At 67.7% G+C, this 16,371-nt stretch carries 13 protein-coding genes; 5 read left to right on the top strand and 8 right to left on the bottom strand.

The features are described from left to right. Positions 1-11: 11 nt before the first annotated feature. On the bottom strand, positions 12-1,325 hold the full coding sequence (locus NOM55_RS13095) for a Na+/H+ antiporter family protein (RefSeq protein WP_255908943.1): 1,314 nt from the start codon (positions 1,323-1,325) through the stop codon (positions 12-14). Positions 1,326-1,478: 153 nt separating this feature from the next. After that, positions 1,479-2,180, bottom strand: a complete 702-nt coding sequence (locus NOM55_RS13090) for a helix-turn-helix transcriptional regulator (RefSeq protein WP_255908942.1) — start codon at positions 2,178-2,180, stop codon at positions 1,479-1,481. A gap of 78 nt (positions 2,181-2,258) precedes the next feature. Between NOM55_RS13090 and NOM55_RS13085 the strand changes: the two genes are divergently transcribed. Together NOM55_RS13085 and NOM55_RS13080 are read left to right on the top strand one after the other, a co-directional pair. After that, the gene (locus NOM55_RS13085) at positions 2,259-3,410 is read left to right on the top strand and encodes a cytochrome P450 (protein WP_255908941.1); all 1,152 of its coding nucleotides are present in this window, start codon (positions 2,259-2,261) and stop codon (positions 3,408-3,410) included. Further along, positions 3,407-3,751: an antibiotic biosynthesis monooxygenase gene (locus tag NOM55_RS13080; RefSeq protein ID WP_255908940.1), complete on the top strand. Its 345-nt coding sequence runs from the start codon at positions 3,407-3,409 to the stop codon at positions 3,749-3,751. Before NOM55_RS13085 ends, NOM55_RS13080 begins: the two co-directional genes overlap by 4 nt. Positions 3,752-3,953: 202 nt before the next feature. Here NOM55_RS13080 and NOM55_RS13075 read toward each other — a convergent pair whose 3' ends face one another. Together NOM55_RS13075 and NOM55_RS13070 are read right to left on the bottom strand one after the other, a co-directional pair. Then, entirely contained in the window at positions 3,954-4,349 is a 396-nt protein-coding gene (locus tag NOM55_RS13075; RefSeq protein ID WP_255908939.1) for a thioesterase family protein, read from the bottom strand. Positions 4,350-4,525: 176 nt separating this feature from the next. Beyond that, a complete protein-coding gene (locus tag NOM55_RS13070) occupies positions 4,526-5,329 on the bottom strand; it encodes a class I SAM-dependent methyltransferase (RefSeq protein ID WP_255908938.1) in 804 nt (267 codons plus the stop codon). 93 nt (positions 5,330-5,422) lie between these two features. Here NOM55_RS13070 and NOM55_RS13065 point away from each other — a divergent pair, with 93 nt between their 5' ends. Continuing rightward, positions 5,423-7,648, top strand: a complete 2,226-nt coding sequence (locus NOM55_RS13065) for a DNA internalization-related competence protein ComEC/Rec2 (protein WP_255908937.1) — start codon at positions 5,423-5,425, stop codon at positions 7,646-7,648. 291 nt (positions 7,649-7,939) lie between these two features. On the opposite strand, the gene NOM55_RS13060 is transcribed toward NOM55_RS13065, so the two are convergent. Genes NOM55_RS13060 through NOM55_RS13045 form a run of 4 tightly spaced genes read right to left on the bottom strand, consistent with a single transcriptional unit; the run spans position 7,940 to position 12,706 of the window. Further along, positions 7,940-8,827 carry a response regulator gene (locus NOM55_RS13060; RefSeq protein WP_255908936.1) on the bottom strand — a complete coding sequence of 296 codons (888 nt, stop codon included), beginning with the start codon at positions 8,825-8,827 and terminating at the stop codon, positions 7,940-7,942. After that, positions 8,827-11,397, bottom strand: coding sequence for an ATP-binding protein (locus NOM55_RS13055; RefSeq protein WP_255908935.1), 2,571 nt, complete (start codon positions 11,395-11,397; stop codon positions 8,827-8,829). The genes NOM55_RS13060 and NOM55_RS13055 overlap by 1 nt, the downstream gene beginning before the upstream one ends. A gap of 17 nt (positions 11,398-11,414) precedes the next feature. Further along, entirely contained in the window at positions 11,415-12,182 is a 768-nt protein-coding gene (locus NOM55_RS13050; protein ID WP_120812593.1) for a ParA family protein, read from the bottom strand. Positions 12,183-12,223: 41 nt separating this feature from the next. After that, positions 12,224-12,706, bottom strand: coding sequence for a surface-adhesin E family protein (locus NOM55_RS13045; protein WP_047967493.1), 483 nt, complete (start codon positions 12,704-12,706; stop codon positions 12,224-12,226). 122 nt (positions 12,707-12,828) lie between these two features. On the opposite strand from NOM55_RS13045, the gene recQ reads away from it, so the two are divergent. Together recQ and argJ are read left to right on the top strand one after the other, a co-directional pair. Further along, entirely contained in the window at positions 12,829-14,625 is a 1,797-nt protein-coding gene (gene recQ, locus NOM55_RS13040) for a DNA helicase RecQ (RefSeq protein WP_255908934.1), read from the top strand. A gap of 55 nt (positions 14,626-14,680) precedes the next feature. Further along, positions 14,681-15,898, top strand: coding sequence for a bifunctional glutamate N-acetyltransferase/amino-acid acetyltransferase ArgJ (gene argJ, locus NOM55_RS13035; protein ID WP_255908933.1), 1,218 nt, complete (start codon positions 14,681-14,683; stop codon positions 15,896-15,898). The last annotated feature ends 473 nt before the right edge of the window (positions 15,899-16,371 follow it).

Genomic DNA, 16,371 nt, shown 5'->3' with positions numbered 1-16,371 from the left:
ATTTTTTTGGCTTACAGCACCAGCGCCGCCACCCAGCCGGCGGCCAGCAGCGGCAGGTTGTAGTGCAGGAAGGTGGGGATCACCGTATCGCGCATGTGGTCGTGCTGGCCGTCGACGTTGAGGCCGGAAGTCGGCCCCAGCGTGGAGTCCGACGCCGGCGAACCGGCATCGCCCAGCGCGCCGGCGGTGCCGATGATGGACACCGTCGCCAGCGGCGAGAAGCCGAGCTGCAGGCACAGCGGCACGTAGATCGCGGTCAGGATCGGTACGGTGGAAAACGAGGAGCCGATGCCCATGGTCACCACCAGCCCGACAAACAGCATCGCGAACGCGGCCATGCCGCGGTTGTTGCCGAACAGGCTGGCGGAGGCGCTGACCAGCTCGCCGATCTGGCCGGTGGCGGTCAGCACCTCGGCAAAGCCCTGCGCGGTGATCATCACGAAGCCGATCATCGCCATCAGCTTCATGCCGTCGCTGAACGCGTCGTCGGCCTCGTGCCATTTCAGCGCGCCGGTGGCGATGAACAGCAAAAAGCCGGCCAGCGCGCCCAGAATCATCGAATCGCTGTACAGCTGCACCGCGAAGGCGCAGGCGATGGCCAGCAGCGCGGTGACGGTGCCCTTGCGGCTGATGCGGGTACCGGTGCGTTCGGCGTTCTCGATTTTGCCCAGCGAATACGAACGCGGCTTGCGGTAGCTGACGAACACCGCCAGCAGCAGGCCGACCAGCATGCCGGCGGCCGGGATCGCCATCGCGTGCATCACGTTGACGCCGGAGACGTCCATGCCGGCCTTGGCGATATTGCCCAGCAGGATCTGGTTCAGGAAGATGTCGCCGAACCCGACCGGGAACAGCATGTACGGCGTCACCAGGCCAAAGGTGATCACGCAGGCCACCAGCCGGCGATCCAGCTGCAGCCGCGCCATCACGTACAGCAGCGGCGGTACCAGCAGCGGGATGAAGGCGATGTGGATCGGCACCAGGTTCTGGCTCATCACGCTGACCACGGCCAGCATCAGGATCAGCAGCCATTTCAGCCGCGTCTTGCCGTCGCTGCGCGCCAGCCGCGCCACCGCGGCATCGGCCAGCGCGTGCGGCAGGCCGGACTTGGCGATCGCCACCGCGAAGGCGCCCAGCAGCGCATAGGACAGCGCCACCGCCGCGCCATTGGTGATGCCCTTGTTGAAGGCGGCCAGCGTTTGCGCCAGATCCAGCCCGCCGCTGAGGCCGCCGACGAGGGCGCCCAGCAGCAGGCTGATGACGACATGGGTGCGGGCGAGGGTCAGCGCCAGCATCAGGGTTACTGCGATCAGGATGGCATTCATTTGTATATACAAAGTACTGATTTGAAATGAAAAAAAGGGCGCAAGGGTAGCGCGTCCGGCGGCAGGTGTCGAGGTGGGAGGTGTTGAGGCGGGAAACGGCGGATGGCGGGAGAACGGGGCAAGGCGGCGGTCAAGGTTGGCCGCAGTGGTGGTTTACAGCACGAGGTCGAAGTGCTGCCGCAGAAAATGGTGTCCGGCCGCGGTCACGATCAGCGAGCGGTTGCCGCTGCGGCGCTGTACCAGGCCCTGCGTCACAAAGGCCGTGCATAGCGCCTCGCCCAGCACGCCGGCCAGATGGTCGCGCCGCTCGCTCCAGTCCAGGCAGGCGCGTGCCAGCTCGCGCCGTTTCAGCGGCAAGGCGGTGCTGTCGATGGCCAGCGTGGCCTGCAGCCACTGCTGGCCGCTGGCGGTCACGGCAAAGGCACGTGCCTCGGCGTCTGGCTGCAGATAGCCCTTGGCCACCATCGCCTCGCACAACAGGGTGCCCAGCCGGCCGGCCAGATGGCGGTAACAGGTGCGCGCCAGGCGGATCTCGCCATTGCCCTTGCGGCGCAAGGTTGGCCGCGACAGGTCGTGGCCGTGGGCGGCCACCGCCAGTGCCTCCAGCGCATGGGCGATCTGGACATTGGCCAGCGTGTAATAACGGTAGCGGCCACGGCTTTCCACCCGCAACACGCCGCCGTCGAGCAGGCGTGCCAGATGGTTGCTCGCCGCCTGTGGTGACAGGTTGGCCACCTGTGCCAGATCGCTTGCCGTGGCCATTTGCCCGCCCAGCAGCGCCAGCAGCATGCGCGAGCGGCCGGGGTCGGCCAGCAGGCTGGCCAGACGGCTGATGTCGGGCAGGTCGTCGCTCATGGTTCACTCCGGGCTGAAACGTGGACAGAGCCGCGAGCCTACCATAGCGCCACTCGTCATCAACCCCAAGGATGCCCCATGCGCGATTTCCCGTCCGACCCGCTGGCCGCGGTCACCCACCCCGATCCGGCGCCGTATTACCAGCAGTTGCAAGCCACGCGGCCACTGTATTTCGATCGCGCGCTGCAGCTGTGGGTGGCCAGCAGCGCAAGCGTGATCGAGGCCGTGCTGGCGCATCCGGCCTGTCGCGTGCGGCCAACCTTGCAGCCCTTGCCGGCGGCGTTGCGGGGCACCCCGCTGGCCGGGGTCTTCGGGCGGCTGATTCGCATGAATGATGGCGAGTATCACGCCCGGCTCAAGCCGGCGCTTGCGACTGCGCTGGTGCTGCCGCCGCCGAGTGTGGACGACTGCTGTGCGCAGGTGCTGGCCACCATGCCGGCACGGCTGGACGGGGCGGCGCTGGATGACTGGCTGTTTGCGGCACCGCTGCAGATCATGGCCCGCCTGCTGGGCCTGCCGCCCGACGCGAACCGGCTGGCGCGGATGCGCGATTTTGTCGCGGCACTGTCGCCGCTGGCCACCGCCGCCGACATCGCACGCGGCAGTGCGGCCGTCACGCCGCTGCTGGCGCAGTTTGCCGCGCTGCCTGCCGCGGTCTCGCCGCTCTATGCCGCGCTGGCCAGCCGCATCACGCCACCGGCCAGCCTGCACGCCAATGCACTGGGTCTGTTGTTGCAAACCTGGGATGCCAGTGCCGGACTGATCGGCAATGTGCTGTACCGGCTGGCCGTTGACGCCGGGCTGCGGGAAATCCTGCGGCAGCAGCCGGCATGGCTGGATGACTGCATCGCGGAAAGCCAGCGCCTGGATGCCGCCATCCACAACACGCGCCGCTATCTGGCGGCCGACGCCGACATCGCCGGTCATACCCTGCGGGCGGGGGATGGCGTGTTGCTGTTACTGGCTGCGGCCAACCTTGATCCGGCACGGCATCCGCAGCCGCTGCGCTTCGAATGGCAGCGCGAACGGCAGGAGCTGGGCTTTGGTGCCGCCACGCATCGTTGTCCCGGCAGCAGCCTTGCCTTGTCCATCGCACGGCAGTTCGTGCAACAGTGCTTGCACCGCGCGCCGGACTGGCCGGCACTGGCGCGCAGCCACCGCTTCCGGGCGTCGCTGAATGCCCGCATCCGCCTGTTTGCCGATGCCGCTGCCGCGGGGAGCACGCCATGATCGCCGTGATCTTCGAAGTCAGCCTCGCGGCCGGGCAGCAGCCGCGCTATCTGCAGCTCGCCGCCGAGCTGCGCCCGCTATTGCAGCAGATCGACGGTTTTGTCTCCATTGAACGCTTTGTCAGCCTGAGCGAGCCGGACAAACTGCTGTCGCTATCGTTCTGGCGCGACGAGGCGGCGCTGGCGCAATGGCGACAGCTGGAGGCGCACCGCATGGCGCAAGCCGCCGGGCGCGGCGGCGTGTTTGCCGACTACCGCCTGCGGGTGGCGGCGGTGGTGCGTGATTACGGCATGAGCGAGCGGGCATCGGCACCGGGTGACAGCCGCCAGCGGCACGGCTGAGCGCCTTGGGGGCCCCCCGGGGCGCCCCCCACAACCCCCCCCCCCGCGGGGGGGGGTGGGGGGTGGGGGTTTATTACGGGTTGTGCGTGGGGGAATGGGCAGCGGGTGACAGCGGCCAGCGGAACGGGTGCGGGCGTTGCGGCAAACGTTGGCCGCAAACGACAACGCCCCGCAGCGCGGGGCGTTTTGCCTGGCGGCGGCTTCAGCCGGCCAGCTGCGCGGCGAACGCTTCCGGGATTGCCGGGCGGCCGCGCTCGTTGACGGCGGTGCCGATGATCAGCCCCTCCAGCACCACCTTCTGGTCGGACAGGCGGATCACCTGCTGGCGGAAGCCGAAGCGCACGCGCGACACCGCCTCGAACGCCACGGTAACCACGAACTGGTCGCCGCTGGTCAGCGACGCCTTGTAGTCCAGCTCCGAGCGCACCACCACCAGATTCACCTTCTGCCGCGCCAGCTCGGCAAAGTCGATGCCCTTGTGCAGCAGGAATTCGTGGCGCGCGTGCTCCAGATAATTGAAATACACACCGTTATTGACGATGCCCTGCATATCGCACTCGTAATCACGCACCTTGAATTCAACGGCAAACACGGACATCGCTATGGCTCCAGATCGGGGTTGACGGCAGCGCGCGCCGCACCGCCTTGTGCTTCGCGGCGGGCAAGCGGCGGCGTGCCGCACGGGGAGGGCAGTGTAACGCAAGGGGTGCTCGGCGCGGAATGGCGAGCGGGCTGGCGCTGGGTTCAGGATTGCGGCCAACGTTGGCCGCACGCTCAGTCCGCGTCCGTGAAGTCCTGCGGCCGCAGTGCCTTGATGATGTAGAGGTCGAAGCGGGTGGACTTGCCGTCCAGCACCACCGACGGCTTGACGCCCGCTATCGCCACGCCGCGTTGCGGGCGTTTCACCACCACGCGCACGGTGGCGGCGGCGATGGCGGCTTCCAGCAGCTGGGCGCTGTCCAGGTCGTCGCCGATTACGTGCTGGAACGCCTGCATGCCTTTCTTGGCGGCGGCGGATTTCTTGTCGGTGTCGGGGAACATCGGATCGACGAATACCACTTCCGGGCGCGCTGTGCGCGGCAGCGCGGCCTGTTGCGCCAGCCAGTCGATGGCGTTGCCGTGTACCAGCGTCATGCGCGCGGCGATGTCCTGCGTCGACGGATCGCGCGCGGCCCGCTCCAGCGCGTCGGCCAGCAGCGCGGCGGCCACCGGCGAGCGCTCCAGCATGGTGACGTGGCAGCCCAGCGTGGCCAGCACGAAGCTGTCGCCGCCGAGGCCGGCGGTGGCGTCCACCACCCGCGGCAGGTCCTTGGCGCCTTTCAGCCCCACCGCCTTGGCTACCGGCTGGCCGCGGCCGCCGCCCTGTTCGCGGCGGTGGCGGGCGGCGCCCTCGACGAACTCCGCGTACACCGCGCCGTGCTTGGCGCTGGTGACCAGCTCCAGCCGCTCTGCACCCAGTTCCAGCCAGTAGCCGTCCGTCGGCCGCTGTCGTACCAGGGGCAGGGCAAAGCGGCTGGCCAGTTGCTCGGCGGTGTCGCGGCGCGCACTTTCGGCGCAGTACAGGGGGGTGGGGTGCATGCGGCTTCCTTCGTTGACGCGGCGAAGATACGGGATCGCTGTGGCGGCAGCAAGCGCTTTGCCTTTCTTGATGCAATGTGAATAAATGATGGCATGTTGCTGCTTGCCTGTTTCTGTGCCGGGGTGGTGCTGTGCGCGTTTTTGCCGGTGCTGCCGAGCTGGCCCTTATTGCTGACCGTGCTGCTGTTGTCGTGGCCGCTGTGGTGGCGCACGCGCCGTCTGTGGCTGCTGGCCTTGGTGGCGGCCACGCTGGGGCTGGCTTACGCCGCGTGGCGGGCGGAGCTGCGCCTGGCGCAGCGGCTGGATACGGCGCTGGCTGGCGAGGTGGTGCAGTTCAGCGGCGTGGTGCGCGGTCTGGCCAAGCCCGGTGAATTCGGCGTGCGGCTGCGCTTCGAGGTGGAGGACGCGGCACCGGGACTCCGCCTGCCGCCACTGCTGGAGCTGAGCGACTACCGGCAGCAGGCGTGGCCGGCCGGCAGCCGCTGGCGCCTCAGCGCGCGCCTGCGCCCGCCGCGTGGTGCGGCCAACGTTGCCGGTTTCGATGCCGAGGCGTGGTACTGGTCGGAAGGGGTGCTGGCCACCGGCAGTGTGCTCAAGGGGCGGCAGGCGCTGGGCATGGCGACGGACTGGCCGGCGCGCATCGACCGCCTGCGCGAGCGGGTGGCGCAGCGGCTGCTGGCCGGCAGCGACGAAGCGCGCGCGGCGGGGCTGGTGGCGGCACTGGCGGTGGGCGCGCAGCAGACGCTGACGCGCGACGACTGGCAGCAGCTGGCCGCTACCGGGTTGACCCATGTGGTCAGCGTCTCCGGGCTGCACATCACGATGATCGCCTTGCTGGTGGCGTGGCTGTTGCGGCGCGCGCTGCGCCATCTGCCGCCGCTGCGGCGGCCATTGTGGTGGGTGCTGGGCGGCGCGATGCTGGCAGCCAGCGCCTATGCCGCGCTGGCCGGTTTTTCGGTGCCGACGCAGCGCAGCCTGTGGATGCTGGTGGTGGCGGCCGTGGCGCTGGCTAGCCAGCGCGGGCTGTCGCCGTTGCAGATCTGGCTGGCGGCGCTGACGCTGGTGTTGCTGCTCGATCCGTTTGCGGTGCTGGCGCCGGGCTTCTGGCTGTCGTTCGGGCTGGTGGCGGCGCTGGTCGTGATGGTGGCCGGCCGCCGCGCGCCGGGCGGCAAGTGGCAGACCGCGCTGCAGGCGCAATTGCTGGTGACGCTGGCGTCGACGCTGCCGCTGGCGCTGTTCTTCGGCCAGCTGCCGCTGGTGTCGCCGCTGGCCAATGCCGTGGGCACGCCGCTGGTGTCCTTGTTGCTGACGCCGCTGGCCCTGCTGGCGGCGCTGCTGCCGTGGCCGTGGCTTCTTGATGCGGCGGTCTGGACGGCGCAGCTGTTCTGGTGGTGGGTCGATCTGCTGGCCGGCGCGCCGCTGTACCCGGTGCCGCAGTTGCCGTGGCCGCTGCTGCTGGCGGCGCTGGCCGGCACCTTGCTGGCCCTGCTGCCGTGGTCGTGGAGCGGGCGCGCGCTGGGCGGCTGCCTGTTGCTGCCGCTGCTGCTGTACCGGGTGCCGCCGCCGGCCAGCGGCACGCTGGCGGTGGAGCTGCTCGATGTCGGCCAGGGGCTGGCGGTGCTGTTGCGCACGCGGCAGCACGCCTTGCTGTACGACACCGGCGCCGGCGACGCGACGCGGGTGCTGCTGCCGGCGCTGCGCGCGCTGGACGTGCGGCAGCTGGACACCCTGCTGCTGTCGCACCACGACAGCGATCACGACGGCGCCGCCGTCAGCCTGCGCGACGGCATCAAGGTTGGCCGCATCCTCGCCGGCCAGCCGCGGTTCTATCCCGGCGCCGAGCCGTGTCGTGGCGGGCAGAGCTGGGTGTGGGACGGCGTGCGTTTCGACGTGCTGTGGCCGCCGCCGGCGTGGCAGGGCGAGGACAACGCGCACAGCTGCGTGCTGCGGGTCGCCACCGCCGGCCAGGCGCTGCTGCTGTCCGGCGACGCGCCGCTGGCGGTGGAGCAGGCATTGCTGGCGCGTTACGGTGCCGCGCTGCGCAGCCAGTGGCTGGTGCTCGGCCATCACGGTAGTCGTACCGCCAGCGGTGACGACTGGCTGCGCCAGGTGCAGCCGCAGATGGCGCTGCTCAGCGCCGGCTACCGCAACCGTTACCGCCATCCGCACCCGCAGGTGCTGTCACGGCTGGACGCGGCCGGCATCACCGTGTGGCGCAGCGATCACGACGGTGCGCTGGCGCTTAGGCTGGGGCCCAGACAGGGCGAACTGCAGGCGCGACGGGCGCAGGCGGCGCGCTACTGGCGGCCGTCGCCTTAGCACCTGTTCAAAGTCTCGTGCGCTCAGAACCTGTTCAAAGTCTCGCGAGCTAGAGCGAGACAAGGCGAAAACGACTGAGGAAGCGGAGTTTACATGGGGTAAATGAGCATCCGAAGTCGTTTTCAACGCCGTATCGCCGAAGCGCAGCAGACATTGAACAGGTTCTCACGCGGACAGGGCGAAAACGGCTGCGGAACCGGCATTTAGCTGGAGATAAGCCAGCAGGCCGAAGCCGTTTTCAACGCCGCATCGCCCCGTTGATAGCCGTCACAGCAGATCGTGAACCGGTGCTCAGCCGTGAACGATGGCCAGCACCTGGTTGCCGTTGCCCTGGTAGTGCAGCTGGTCGAAGGACAGCTTGCGCGCGATCAGGATGCCGCGGCCGTGACTGCTGATCAGCTGCGTGGGGTCGTCGACCAGGTAGCGCGCCCAGTCGAAGCCGCTGCCCTGGTCGCTGATGGTGAAGTGCAGGTCGCCGCCGTGGCGCTGCATGCTGACGCGAACCTCGCGCGCGCCCAGCACCGGATCGGCCAGCCGCTGCTGCAGCGTCTCCTGCCAGCGGTCCTCGCGCTGCAGCTGGGTTTTTTCCTGGTAGTCCAGCTCCAGGTTGCCGTGCTCGATGGCGTTGACGATCAGCTCGAACAGGCCGGTGGCGGTCTTTTCCGGGCTGTGGCTGGTGCGCGCCAGCAGCGCGGTGACGCTGCGCGCCTCGTGCAGCTGGCGGAAGCCGAAGCTGGCCTGCTCCAGGTGCTGCAGCGCGTCCAGCTGCTGGTTGGCCAGCTCGACGAAGTACTGGTGGCGGTCCCAGTGCTCGGTGGCGGCGGCGACCACCGCCAGCAGCATGTCGCGCGAGAACGGCTTGGTCAGGTAGTAGAAGGCGCCGCCGGCCAGGCTTTCCTGCACGCTGGCGGCGGCGCCGACCGCGGTCTGCATGATCACCGGCAGGAAGGCCAGCCGCTCGGTGGCCTTGATGCGCTTGAGCAGGTCGACGCCGCTGATGCCGGGCATCATCTTGTCGAGCAGGATGGCGGAAAACTGTTCTCCCTCGCGCTGCAGGATCTGCCACGCGTCCTCGCCGTTCAGCGCCTGCTGCGTATCGTAGCCGGCGTCTTCCAGCAGGTCGGTCATCAGTTCCAGGTTGAACGGTTCGTCGTCGACCAGTAACAGGCGTTTTTTCATCAGGCTGATTCCTCGCTGGCGCCAACGCTGCCTCGCGGCAGGGTGACGCGGAAATGGGCGCCGCGGCCGGCAACCGGCAGGATCTCGATGCGGCCGCGGTGGGCGTGCACGATTTCGCGGCAGATCGCCAGTCCAAGGCCGGTGCCGCCGGCGCCGGTCTTGGTCAGCGAACTTTGAATGAAGGTGTTGAAGATCTGTTCCTGCTCGGCGGCCGGCACCCCGGGGCCGAAATCGCGCACGCTGAGGCAAAGGTTGGCCGCAGTGTCGATGGCGAGGTCGATCTGTACCGGCGCACCGGCGGGGCTGAACTTGATGGCGTTGCTGAGCAGGTTGCGCAGCAGCTGGCCGATGCGGAAGGCGTCGATCTCGGCGTACAGCGGCGCGTTGCCGTGCACCACCAGCTGCAGGTAGACATCGTGGCGCTGCGCCATGCCGCGCAGCTCGTCCACCGCCTCGCGCGCCACCTGGCCGACGTCGCACGGCGCCAGGGTGTAGATCATCTTGCCGACCTCCATCTTCGACAGGTCGAGCAGGTCGTTGAGCAGGGTCAGCAGGCGGGTGCCGCTGCTGTGGATGCGCTCGAAGTAGTGGCGCAGCTTGTCGGCGGCGACGCGCTCGACACGGTTCTGCCCCATCTCGGCAAAGCCGAGAATGGCGTGCATCGGCGTGCGCAGCTCGTGCGACATGTTGGCGAGGAACTCGGTCTTGGCGCGGCTGTTTTCCTCGGCCAGCTCCTTGGCGTGGCGCAGGTTGTCTTCCGCCGTGCGCTGCGCCGAGATGTCCTGGTACAGCCAGATCGAGCCCAGTGCCGGCTTGTCGGCGCTGACCGCCTTGCCGTACATGTACACCCACTGCGCGGCACCGTCGCCGCGCTGCAGGCAGATCTCGCCCTGCGACACCTGGCCGCTGTGCAGCACCGGGTAGACCTGGCGCCCGGTGCGGGCGAAGTGCTCGTCGCTGTCGTACAGGATGCGCGTCGACTGGCCGATGATCTCGTCCTCGCGGCGGTGGAACAGTTCGAGGAAGGCGTGGTTGACCTGCTTGAACTCCAGCTCGACGATGTAGGCCATCGCCATCGGGCTGGCGTCGAGCAGCGCCGACAGCTGCCGGCTCTGCGTTTCCACCTGTTCCGCCAGCGAGTCCTTCAGCTGGATCAGCGCCGCCTCGCTCGCCTTGCGCGCCGAAATGTCGCGGCATACCGCGATGTACACCGCGTCCTGCTCGATCACCACGTGGGTCAGCGACACCTCCACCTGCAGCATCTGCGAGGCGCTGCAGATCATCAGCGCCTCGAACGGGCGGCCGATGCGCGGCGCGACGTGGTGCTCGAAGCCCAGTGCCGGCTCCGCCGGGTGCAGCTCGCTGAGCAGCGCGCCGGCCGGCAGCGCCAGCAGCACGTCGCGCGACTGGCCCAGCATCGCCTCGGCGGCGCGGTTGAGGTCGCGGATCAGGCCGTCGCGGCCGATCACCAGGATGGCGTCACCGCTGCCCTCGACGATGGCGCGCAGGCGCAGGATGGTCTGCTTGTAGCCGTCTTCCTGTTGTTGCTGCTGCTGCAGCTGCTGTTGCAGCAGCGCGTTCTGCGTGCCCTGTGCCTGCAGCCGCTGGCGCTGTGCCTGCTGGCTGTGCTGGCTGTGGCGCACGATCAGGCCGGACAGCGTGGCCATGATCACCAGCGCCAGCAGTATCGCCGCGTCCTGGCCGTAGTGGTGGCTGCTGTCGCTGTCGGCGGTCGGGTACAGCTCGAAGATCAGCGGCTGGCCGCCGATGGTGCGGGTGGACGACAGCGCCGGCTGCTCCGGCGGCGGCGGATGATCCAGCCCCACGCTGTCGAGGATCACCGTCTGCGCGCGATCCTTCAGCAGCACGCGCAGGCGGTAGGGCAGCGCCGGGCGGAACACGTCGCCGGCCATCGGCACCGTACTGATCAGGCCGCCGGGGTTGATGCCCATCACCAGCAGCTGGTCGCCGGGGCGGCCGCGGGCGCTGAAGAAGGCGGACAGGCGGCTGGCGTTGCCGGCCTGGATCAGCGCGATCGCCGGGCGGCCGGTCTTGCTCACCCGCTGCAGCGCGGCCTCGACATTGCCCTGCGAGGCGAGGTCGAGCTGCGCCGGTAGCGCCTTGCTGTTTTCCGGGTATTGCTGTTCCACCGGGAAGTGCAGCGGCCGCGGCTGCGCGGTGGTCAGCCGGTTGTCGCGGTATTCGCGCAGGATCACCGTCTGCTGCCGCTCGTACAGCAGCCGCTGTGGCGGGGTGATGCGACGCGCTGTGGCGACGAAATCGAACAGCGTGTTGTCGGAGAGGATGAACGGCGCAAAGCGCTGGAACGCGCTCTGGCCGTTGTGGCCGTTGTCGGACAGCAGTAGCTCGGTGGCGGCCTGGCCGGCCAGCAGCGCGTAGTTGAGCTGGTTGGCGGCGTTGTCGACCAGCAGTTCCGCTTCGCGCAGCTGCTGGTTGCGCAGCTGCTGCCGTTCGCTGTCCTGTTGCAGCCAGCTGGCGCTCAGCCACAGCAGCAGGCCGCTGCAGGTGCCCAGCAGCCACAGGATGCGCGGCGAGCGTGCGGTTATCACCGGGCGGCCCTATCCGGCTACTGGCGGCGCAGGGTCTGGTACAGCGCGGCGAATTCCTGCGACAGCTTGTGGCGCGCATCGAGGTACACCATCGGCAGGCTGCGCTCGTGCGATTCGCGGATCTTCACCGACGCCGACAGCGGCGGGTCCAGCACCGGCAGGCCGGCGTCACGCAGCTCCTGCACCAGCCGTTGCGGCAGGCTGGCGCGCGGCTGGAACTGGTTGACGACGATGCCTTCCACGCTGAGGCCGCTGTTGTGGTCGGCGCGGATCTCGCCGACGCTGTCGATCAGCCCCAGTAGCGCGTGGCGCGAGAAGCTGTCGCAGTCGAACGGGATCAGGCAGCGGTTGGCCGCAATCAGCGCCGAGCGGGTGTAGAAGTTCAGCGCCGGCGGGGTGTCGATCCAGATCTCGTCGAAGTCGCCGTCGAGCTGTTCCAGCGCGTCGCGCAGCTTGAACATCTTGTAGCGCGCTTCCAGCTTCACCATCAGCTCGGAAAGCTCCGGGTGCGAGGCCAGCAGGCTGAGGTTGGGGTGGGCGGTGGCGGTGACGAAGTCGGTCACCGGCTTTTCGAACATGCTGATGTTGAGCATCTGGTGGAACAGCCCGGCCACCGACACCGGCGGCGGCGTGGTGCTGCCGCTCAGGTAGTGGCTGCTGTTGCCCTGCGGGTCGAGATCGACCACCAGCACGCGGCGCCCGGCGGCAGCGGCGGCGGCGGCGAGGTTGACGGTAATGGTCGACTTGCCGACCCCGCCCTTCTGATTGAATACAACGCGACGCATGCTGGCTCCCCGGGGGTCAAATCACGAAATCGTTAGGCCGCTCAGCGGCTGCGCTGGCAGACGAATTCCACCTGCTGGAAGGCGGCGGACTGCTTCACCACCGGCATCGGCTTGATCTCCGCCTCGCTGAAGCTGCGGCTGAGCAGCTGGCGGCCGCCGTCGTCGAGCAGCGCCATGCTGCGCAGGCGGAAGGTCTTGGCGGTGCAGTTCACTTCCCACTGGTTCAGCGAATACTTGTGCTGCGGCGTGTTGAGGAAGTTTTCCTTGCGCGGATTGAAGATGGTCTTGCGGTCGCGGAACACCGTCAGCGCGCCTTCGCGGCGGATGCTCAGCACGTCGACCTCGTGCAGGATATTGCCATTGGGCGACACGCCGATGATCTGCCACTCGGCGTTGGGCACCGTGACCGGTGCCGGTAGCGGTTTGGCGGTGCCGGGCCGGACCGGCTTGGTGCTGCCCGGACGCGGCTGGGTGGCGCAGGCGGCCAGCAGCAGGCTGGCGGCGGCAAGGAAAATCAATCGCATATCACGGCTACTTTCTAAAGACATGGGAAAGTCTCGCACACTCTGCCGATAAAGCCAAAGTGGCGAGTCGCGGGCGGCGCGCCGCTTTGGCGTACAATGGACGCCCCCAATGGAAATCACCGATGCAGCACGCGCTCTCGATACTTCAGAACACTTTCGGCTACCCGGCGTTCCGCGGCATGCAGGGCGACATCATCGAGCATGTCGCCGACGGCGGCCACGCGCTGGTGCTGATGCCCACCGGCGGCGGCAAAAGCCTGTGCTACCAGATCCCGGCGCTGCTGCGCGACGGCGTGGCGCTGGTGGTGTCGCCGCTGATCGCGCTGATGCAGGACCAGGTGGCGGCGCTGCAGGAAGCCGGCGTCGCCGCCGCCTGCCTCAACTCCGCCACCGCGCCGGACGACGCCCGCGAGATCGCGCGCATGGCGCGCAGCGGCGAGCTGGACCTGCTGTACGTGGCGCCGGAGCGACTGCTCAGCCCGCGCTTTCTCGATTTCCTGGCCAGCCTGCCGCAGATTGCGCTGTTTGCCATCGACGAGGCGCACTGCGTCAGCCAGTGGGGCCATGATTTCCGCCCCGAATACCAGCAGCTGGGGCTGCTGTTCCAGCGTTGGCCGCAGGTGCCGCGCATCGCGCTGACCGCCACCGCCGACGCCGAGACCCGTGCCGACATGCTGCACTTCCTGCAATTGCAGGACGCACGCCAGTTCGTCACCAGCTTCGACCGCCCCAACCTGTTCTACCAGGTGGTGGAGAAGGACAGCGCCAAGAAGCAGCTGCTGGCCTTCATCGAACACGACTACCCCGGCGCCTCCGGCATCGTCTACTGCCTGTCGCGCAAGCGGGTGGACGACACCGCGCAGTGGTTGTGCGAAAACGGCCTGCGCGCGCTGCCTTACCACGCCGGCATGAGCCACGCCGAGCGCGACGCCAACCAGCGCGCCTTCTTGCGCGAGGACGGCATCGTGATGGTGGCGACCATTGCTTTTGGTATGGGCATCGACAAGCCGGACGTGCGCTTCGTCGCTCACATCGACCTGCCGAAAAGCCCGGAGAACTTCTACCAGGAATCCGGCCGTGCCGGCCGCGACGGCCTGCCGGCCACCAGCTGGCTGTGCTACGGCCTCAACGACATGGTGCAGCTGACGCAGATGATCGAGTCCGGCGAAAGCGCGGAGCAGCAGAAGCAGGTGGAGCTGACCAAGCTCGACGCCATGCTCGGCTACTGCGAAACCGCCAGCTGTCGCCGCCAGCAGATTCTCGCCTACTTCGGCGAGGCGTCGGCGCCGTGCGGCCAGTGCGACAACTGCCAGCGCCCGCCGGCCACCTTCGACGCCACCGTGCCGGTGCAGAAACTGCTGTCCTGCATCTATAGAGTGGAACAGCGCTTCGCGGCCAGTCATGTCATCGACGTGCTGCTCGGCCGCGCCAACCAGAGCGTCACCCACTTCGGTCACGACAAGCTGTCCACCTTCGGCATCGGCCGCGAGCTGAACCAGAAGGGCTGGCGTTCCATCATCCGCCAGCTGGTGGCGCGCAAGCTGCTGGTGGTCGACATCGTGCGTGGCCAGTCACTGCTGCTCACCGACGCCTGCCGGCCCTTGCTGAAGGGGCAGCAGCAGATCGCGCTGCGGCCGCTGGCCGACGACAAGAAGCGGCAGAGCGTGCACGCCGAGCGCTGGCTGCGCACCGAGCGTGAGGAGCGGCTGTGGCAGGCGCTGCGCCGCTGGCGCAAGGCCACCGCCGACGAGCACAACGTGCCGGCCTACGCGGTGTTCTCCGACAAGAGCCTGCAGGAGCTGGTGCTGCAACGGCCGCAAACGTTGGCCGCACTGAAGAAGATTTACGGCCTCGGCGAGCTGAAGGTCGCCCGTTACGGCAGTGCGCTGCTGGCGCTGGTGCGCGACGGCGAGGCGTGATCCGGGATCACGGATTCAGTTACAATGACGCGACACCAAATTACGGAGAAACGTCATGCCAGTGAATCTCAAGCCCATCGATAACGCGCAGCTCGCGCCCATCGCCGGTGTGGACCTGTCCTACGCCTGCGCCGGTATCAAGAAGCCGGGCCGCAAGGACGTACTGGTCATCCGCATCGACAAGGGCAATACCGTCGCTGGCGTGTTCACGCAAAACCGCTTCTGTGCCGCCCCGGTTCAGATCTGCAAACAGAATCTCGACGCCGGCGTGCAGATCCGCGCGCTGGTGATCAACACCGGCAACGCCAACGCCGGCACCGGCGAATCCGGCCGCCAGAACGCCCGTGCGGTGTGCGAGGCGCTGGCCCAAGAACTGGACTGCCTGCCGGAACAGATCCTGCCGTTCTCCACCGGCGTCATCCTTGAGCCGCTGCCGGTCGACAAGATCGTCGCCGCGCTGCCGACACGGCAGGCCGCCACTTGGGCTGACGCCGCCGAGGCGATCATGACCACCGACATCGCGCCGAAGGCGACCAGCCGTACCATCGACATCGACGGTCACGCCGTCAACATCACCGGCATCGCCAAGGGCGCCGGCATGATCCACCCGAACATGGCCACCATGCTCGGCTTCATCGCCACCGACGCCGCCATCACCCGTCCGGTGCTGAGCCAGCTGGTGAAGGACGTCGCCGATCTCAGCTTCAACAGCATCACCATCGACGGCGACACCTCCACCAACGACAGCTTCATGCTGATCTCCACCGCCCAGAGCGGCGCGCCGCGCATCGACTCCGTCACCCACCCGGCCTACGAGCAGCTGAAGGCGGCGTTGCTGGACGTCTCCGTCGAGCTGGCACAGGCCATCGTGCGCGACGGCGAAGGCGCCACCAAGTTCATCACCATCCAGGTCGAAGGCGGCCGCAGCGTCGCCGAGTGCAAGGCTGTCGGCTACGCCATCGGCCGTTCGCCGCTGGTGAAGACCGCCTTCTTTGCCTCCGACCCTAACCTCGGCCGCCTGCTCGCCGCCATCGGCTACGCCGGCATCAACGATCTGGATGTCGATCGGCTCGAGCTGTATCTGGACGACGTGCTGGTGGCCAAGGACGGCGGTCGCAACCCGGACTACCAGGAAGCGGACGGTCAGCGCGTGATGAAGCAGGATGAAATCACCGTCCGCGTGGTGCTGGGGCGCGGCCTGGCCAACGCCACGGTGTGGAGTTGCGACTTCTCCTATGAGTACGTGAAGATCAACGCCGACTACCGCAGCTAAGCGTTGCCCAGGGTTGGCCGCAGAGTGTGCGGCCAACGTTGTCCGCATCAGCGGCCGCCGTCAGGCGGCCGTTAACGTTTCAAAAGCGGGTAAATATAAAAATCGGGCGTAAAAAGGCGGTATTTGAATATTTGGCTGGCGGGGCAGGGCGCTGACGGGCGGGTAGGCGGCGGGTTTTGCGGTGGCCTGCAAAATAGTTTAATCGGGTAATTGTTTGCAAATCAGCGGCTTGTCTGTGTTTTTTGTCAAAACTCGCACTTTTCTGCAAAAAACCTGTTGACGCTGCTTCTGCGCTTAGCTATAGTTCGTCTCCTCAGCTGCAGACGCAAACGAAACAAGCGACGCAGCACTGCTCTTTAACAAAACGAATAACCGATAGGTGTAAGTGTCTGGCCAAGCCAAATACTTGCACTGTCAAGATTCTAGAAACGATGTTTCTTTGAACTTGCGTGCCAAAAAATTGCTATGAGATT

It is taken from the genome of Vogesella sp. AC12, assembly GCF_024437575.1.
Taxonomy (GTDB): domain Bacteria; phylum Pseudomonadota; class Gammaproteobacteria; order Burkholderiales; family Chromobacteriaceae; genus Vogesella; species Vogesella indigofera.
This window is presented reverse-complemented; position numbering and strand designations above follow the sequence as displayed.

Coding starts and splice junctions, on each gene's coding strand:
- recQ (WP_255908934.1), top strand. CDS start 12,829: ATGCAGCACGCGCTCTCGATACTTCAGAACACTTTCGGCTACCCGGCG.
- NOM55_RS13090 (WP_255908942.1), bottom strand. CDS start 2,180: ATGAGCGACGACCTGCCCGACATCAGCCGTCTGGCCAGCCTGCTGGCC.
- NOM55_RS13060 (WP_255908936.1), bottom strand. CDS start 8,827: ATGAAAAAACGCCTGTTACTGGTCGACGACGAACCGTTCAACCTGGAA.
- NOM55_RS13070 (WP_255908938.1), bottom strand. CDS start 5,329: ATGCACCCCACCCCCCTGTACTGCGCCGAAAGTGCGCGCCGCGACACC.
- argJ (WP_255908933.1), top strand. CDS start 14,681: ATGCCAGTGAATCTCAAGCCCATCGATAACGCGCAGCTCGCGCCCATC.
- NOM55_RS13050 (WP_120812593.1), bottom strand. CDS start 12,182: ATGCGTCGCGTTGTATTCAATCAGAAGGGCGGGGTCGGCAAGTCGACC.
- NOM55_RS13095 (WP_255908943.1), bottom strand. CDS start 1,325: ATGAATGCCATCCTGATCGCAGTAACCCTGATGCTGGCGCTGACCCTC.
- NOM55_RS13080 (WP_255908940.1), top strand. CDS start 3,407: ATGATCGCCGTGATCTTCGAAGTCAGCCTCGCGGCCGGGCAGCAGCCG.
- NOM55_RS13085 (WP_255908941.1), top strand. CDS start 2,259: ATGCGCGATTTCCCGTCCGACCCGCTGGCCGCGGTCACCCACCCCGAT.
- NOM55_RS13075 (WP_255908939.1), bottom strand. CDS start 4,349: ATGTCCGTGTTTGCCGTTGAATTCAAGGTGCGTGATTACGAGTGCGAT.
- NOM55_RS13045 (WP_047967493.1), bottom strand. CDS start 12,706: ATGCGATTGATTTTCCTTGCCGCCGCCAGCCTGCTGCTGGCCGCCTGC.
- NOM55_RS13065 (WP_255908937.1), top strand. CDS start 5,423: ATGTTGCTGCTTGCCTGTTTCTGTGCCGGGGTGGTGCTGTGCGCGTTT.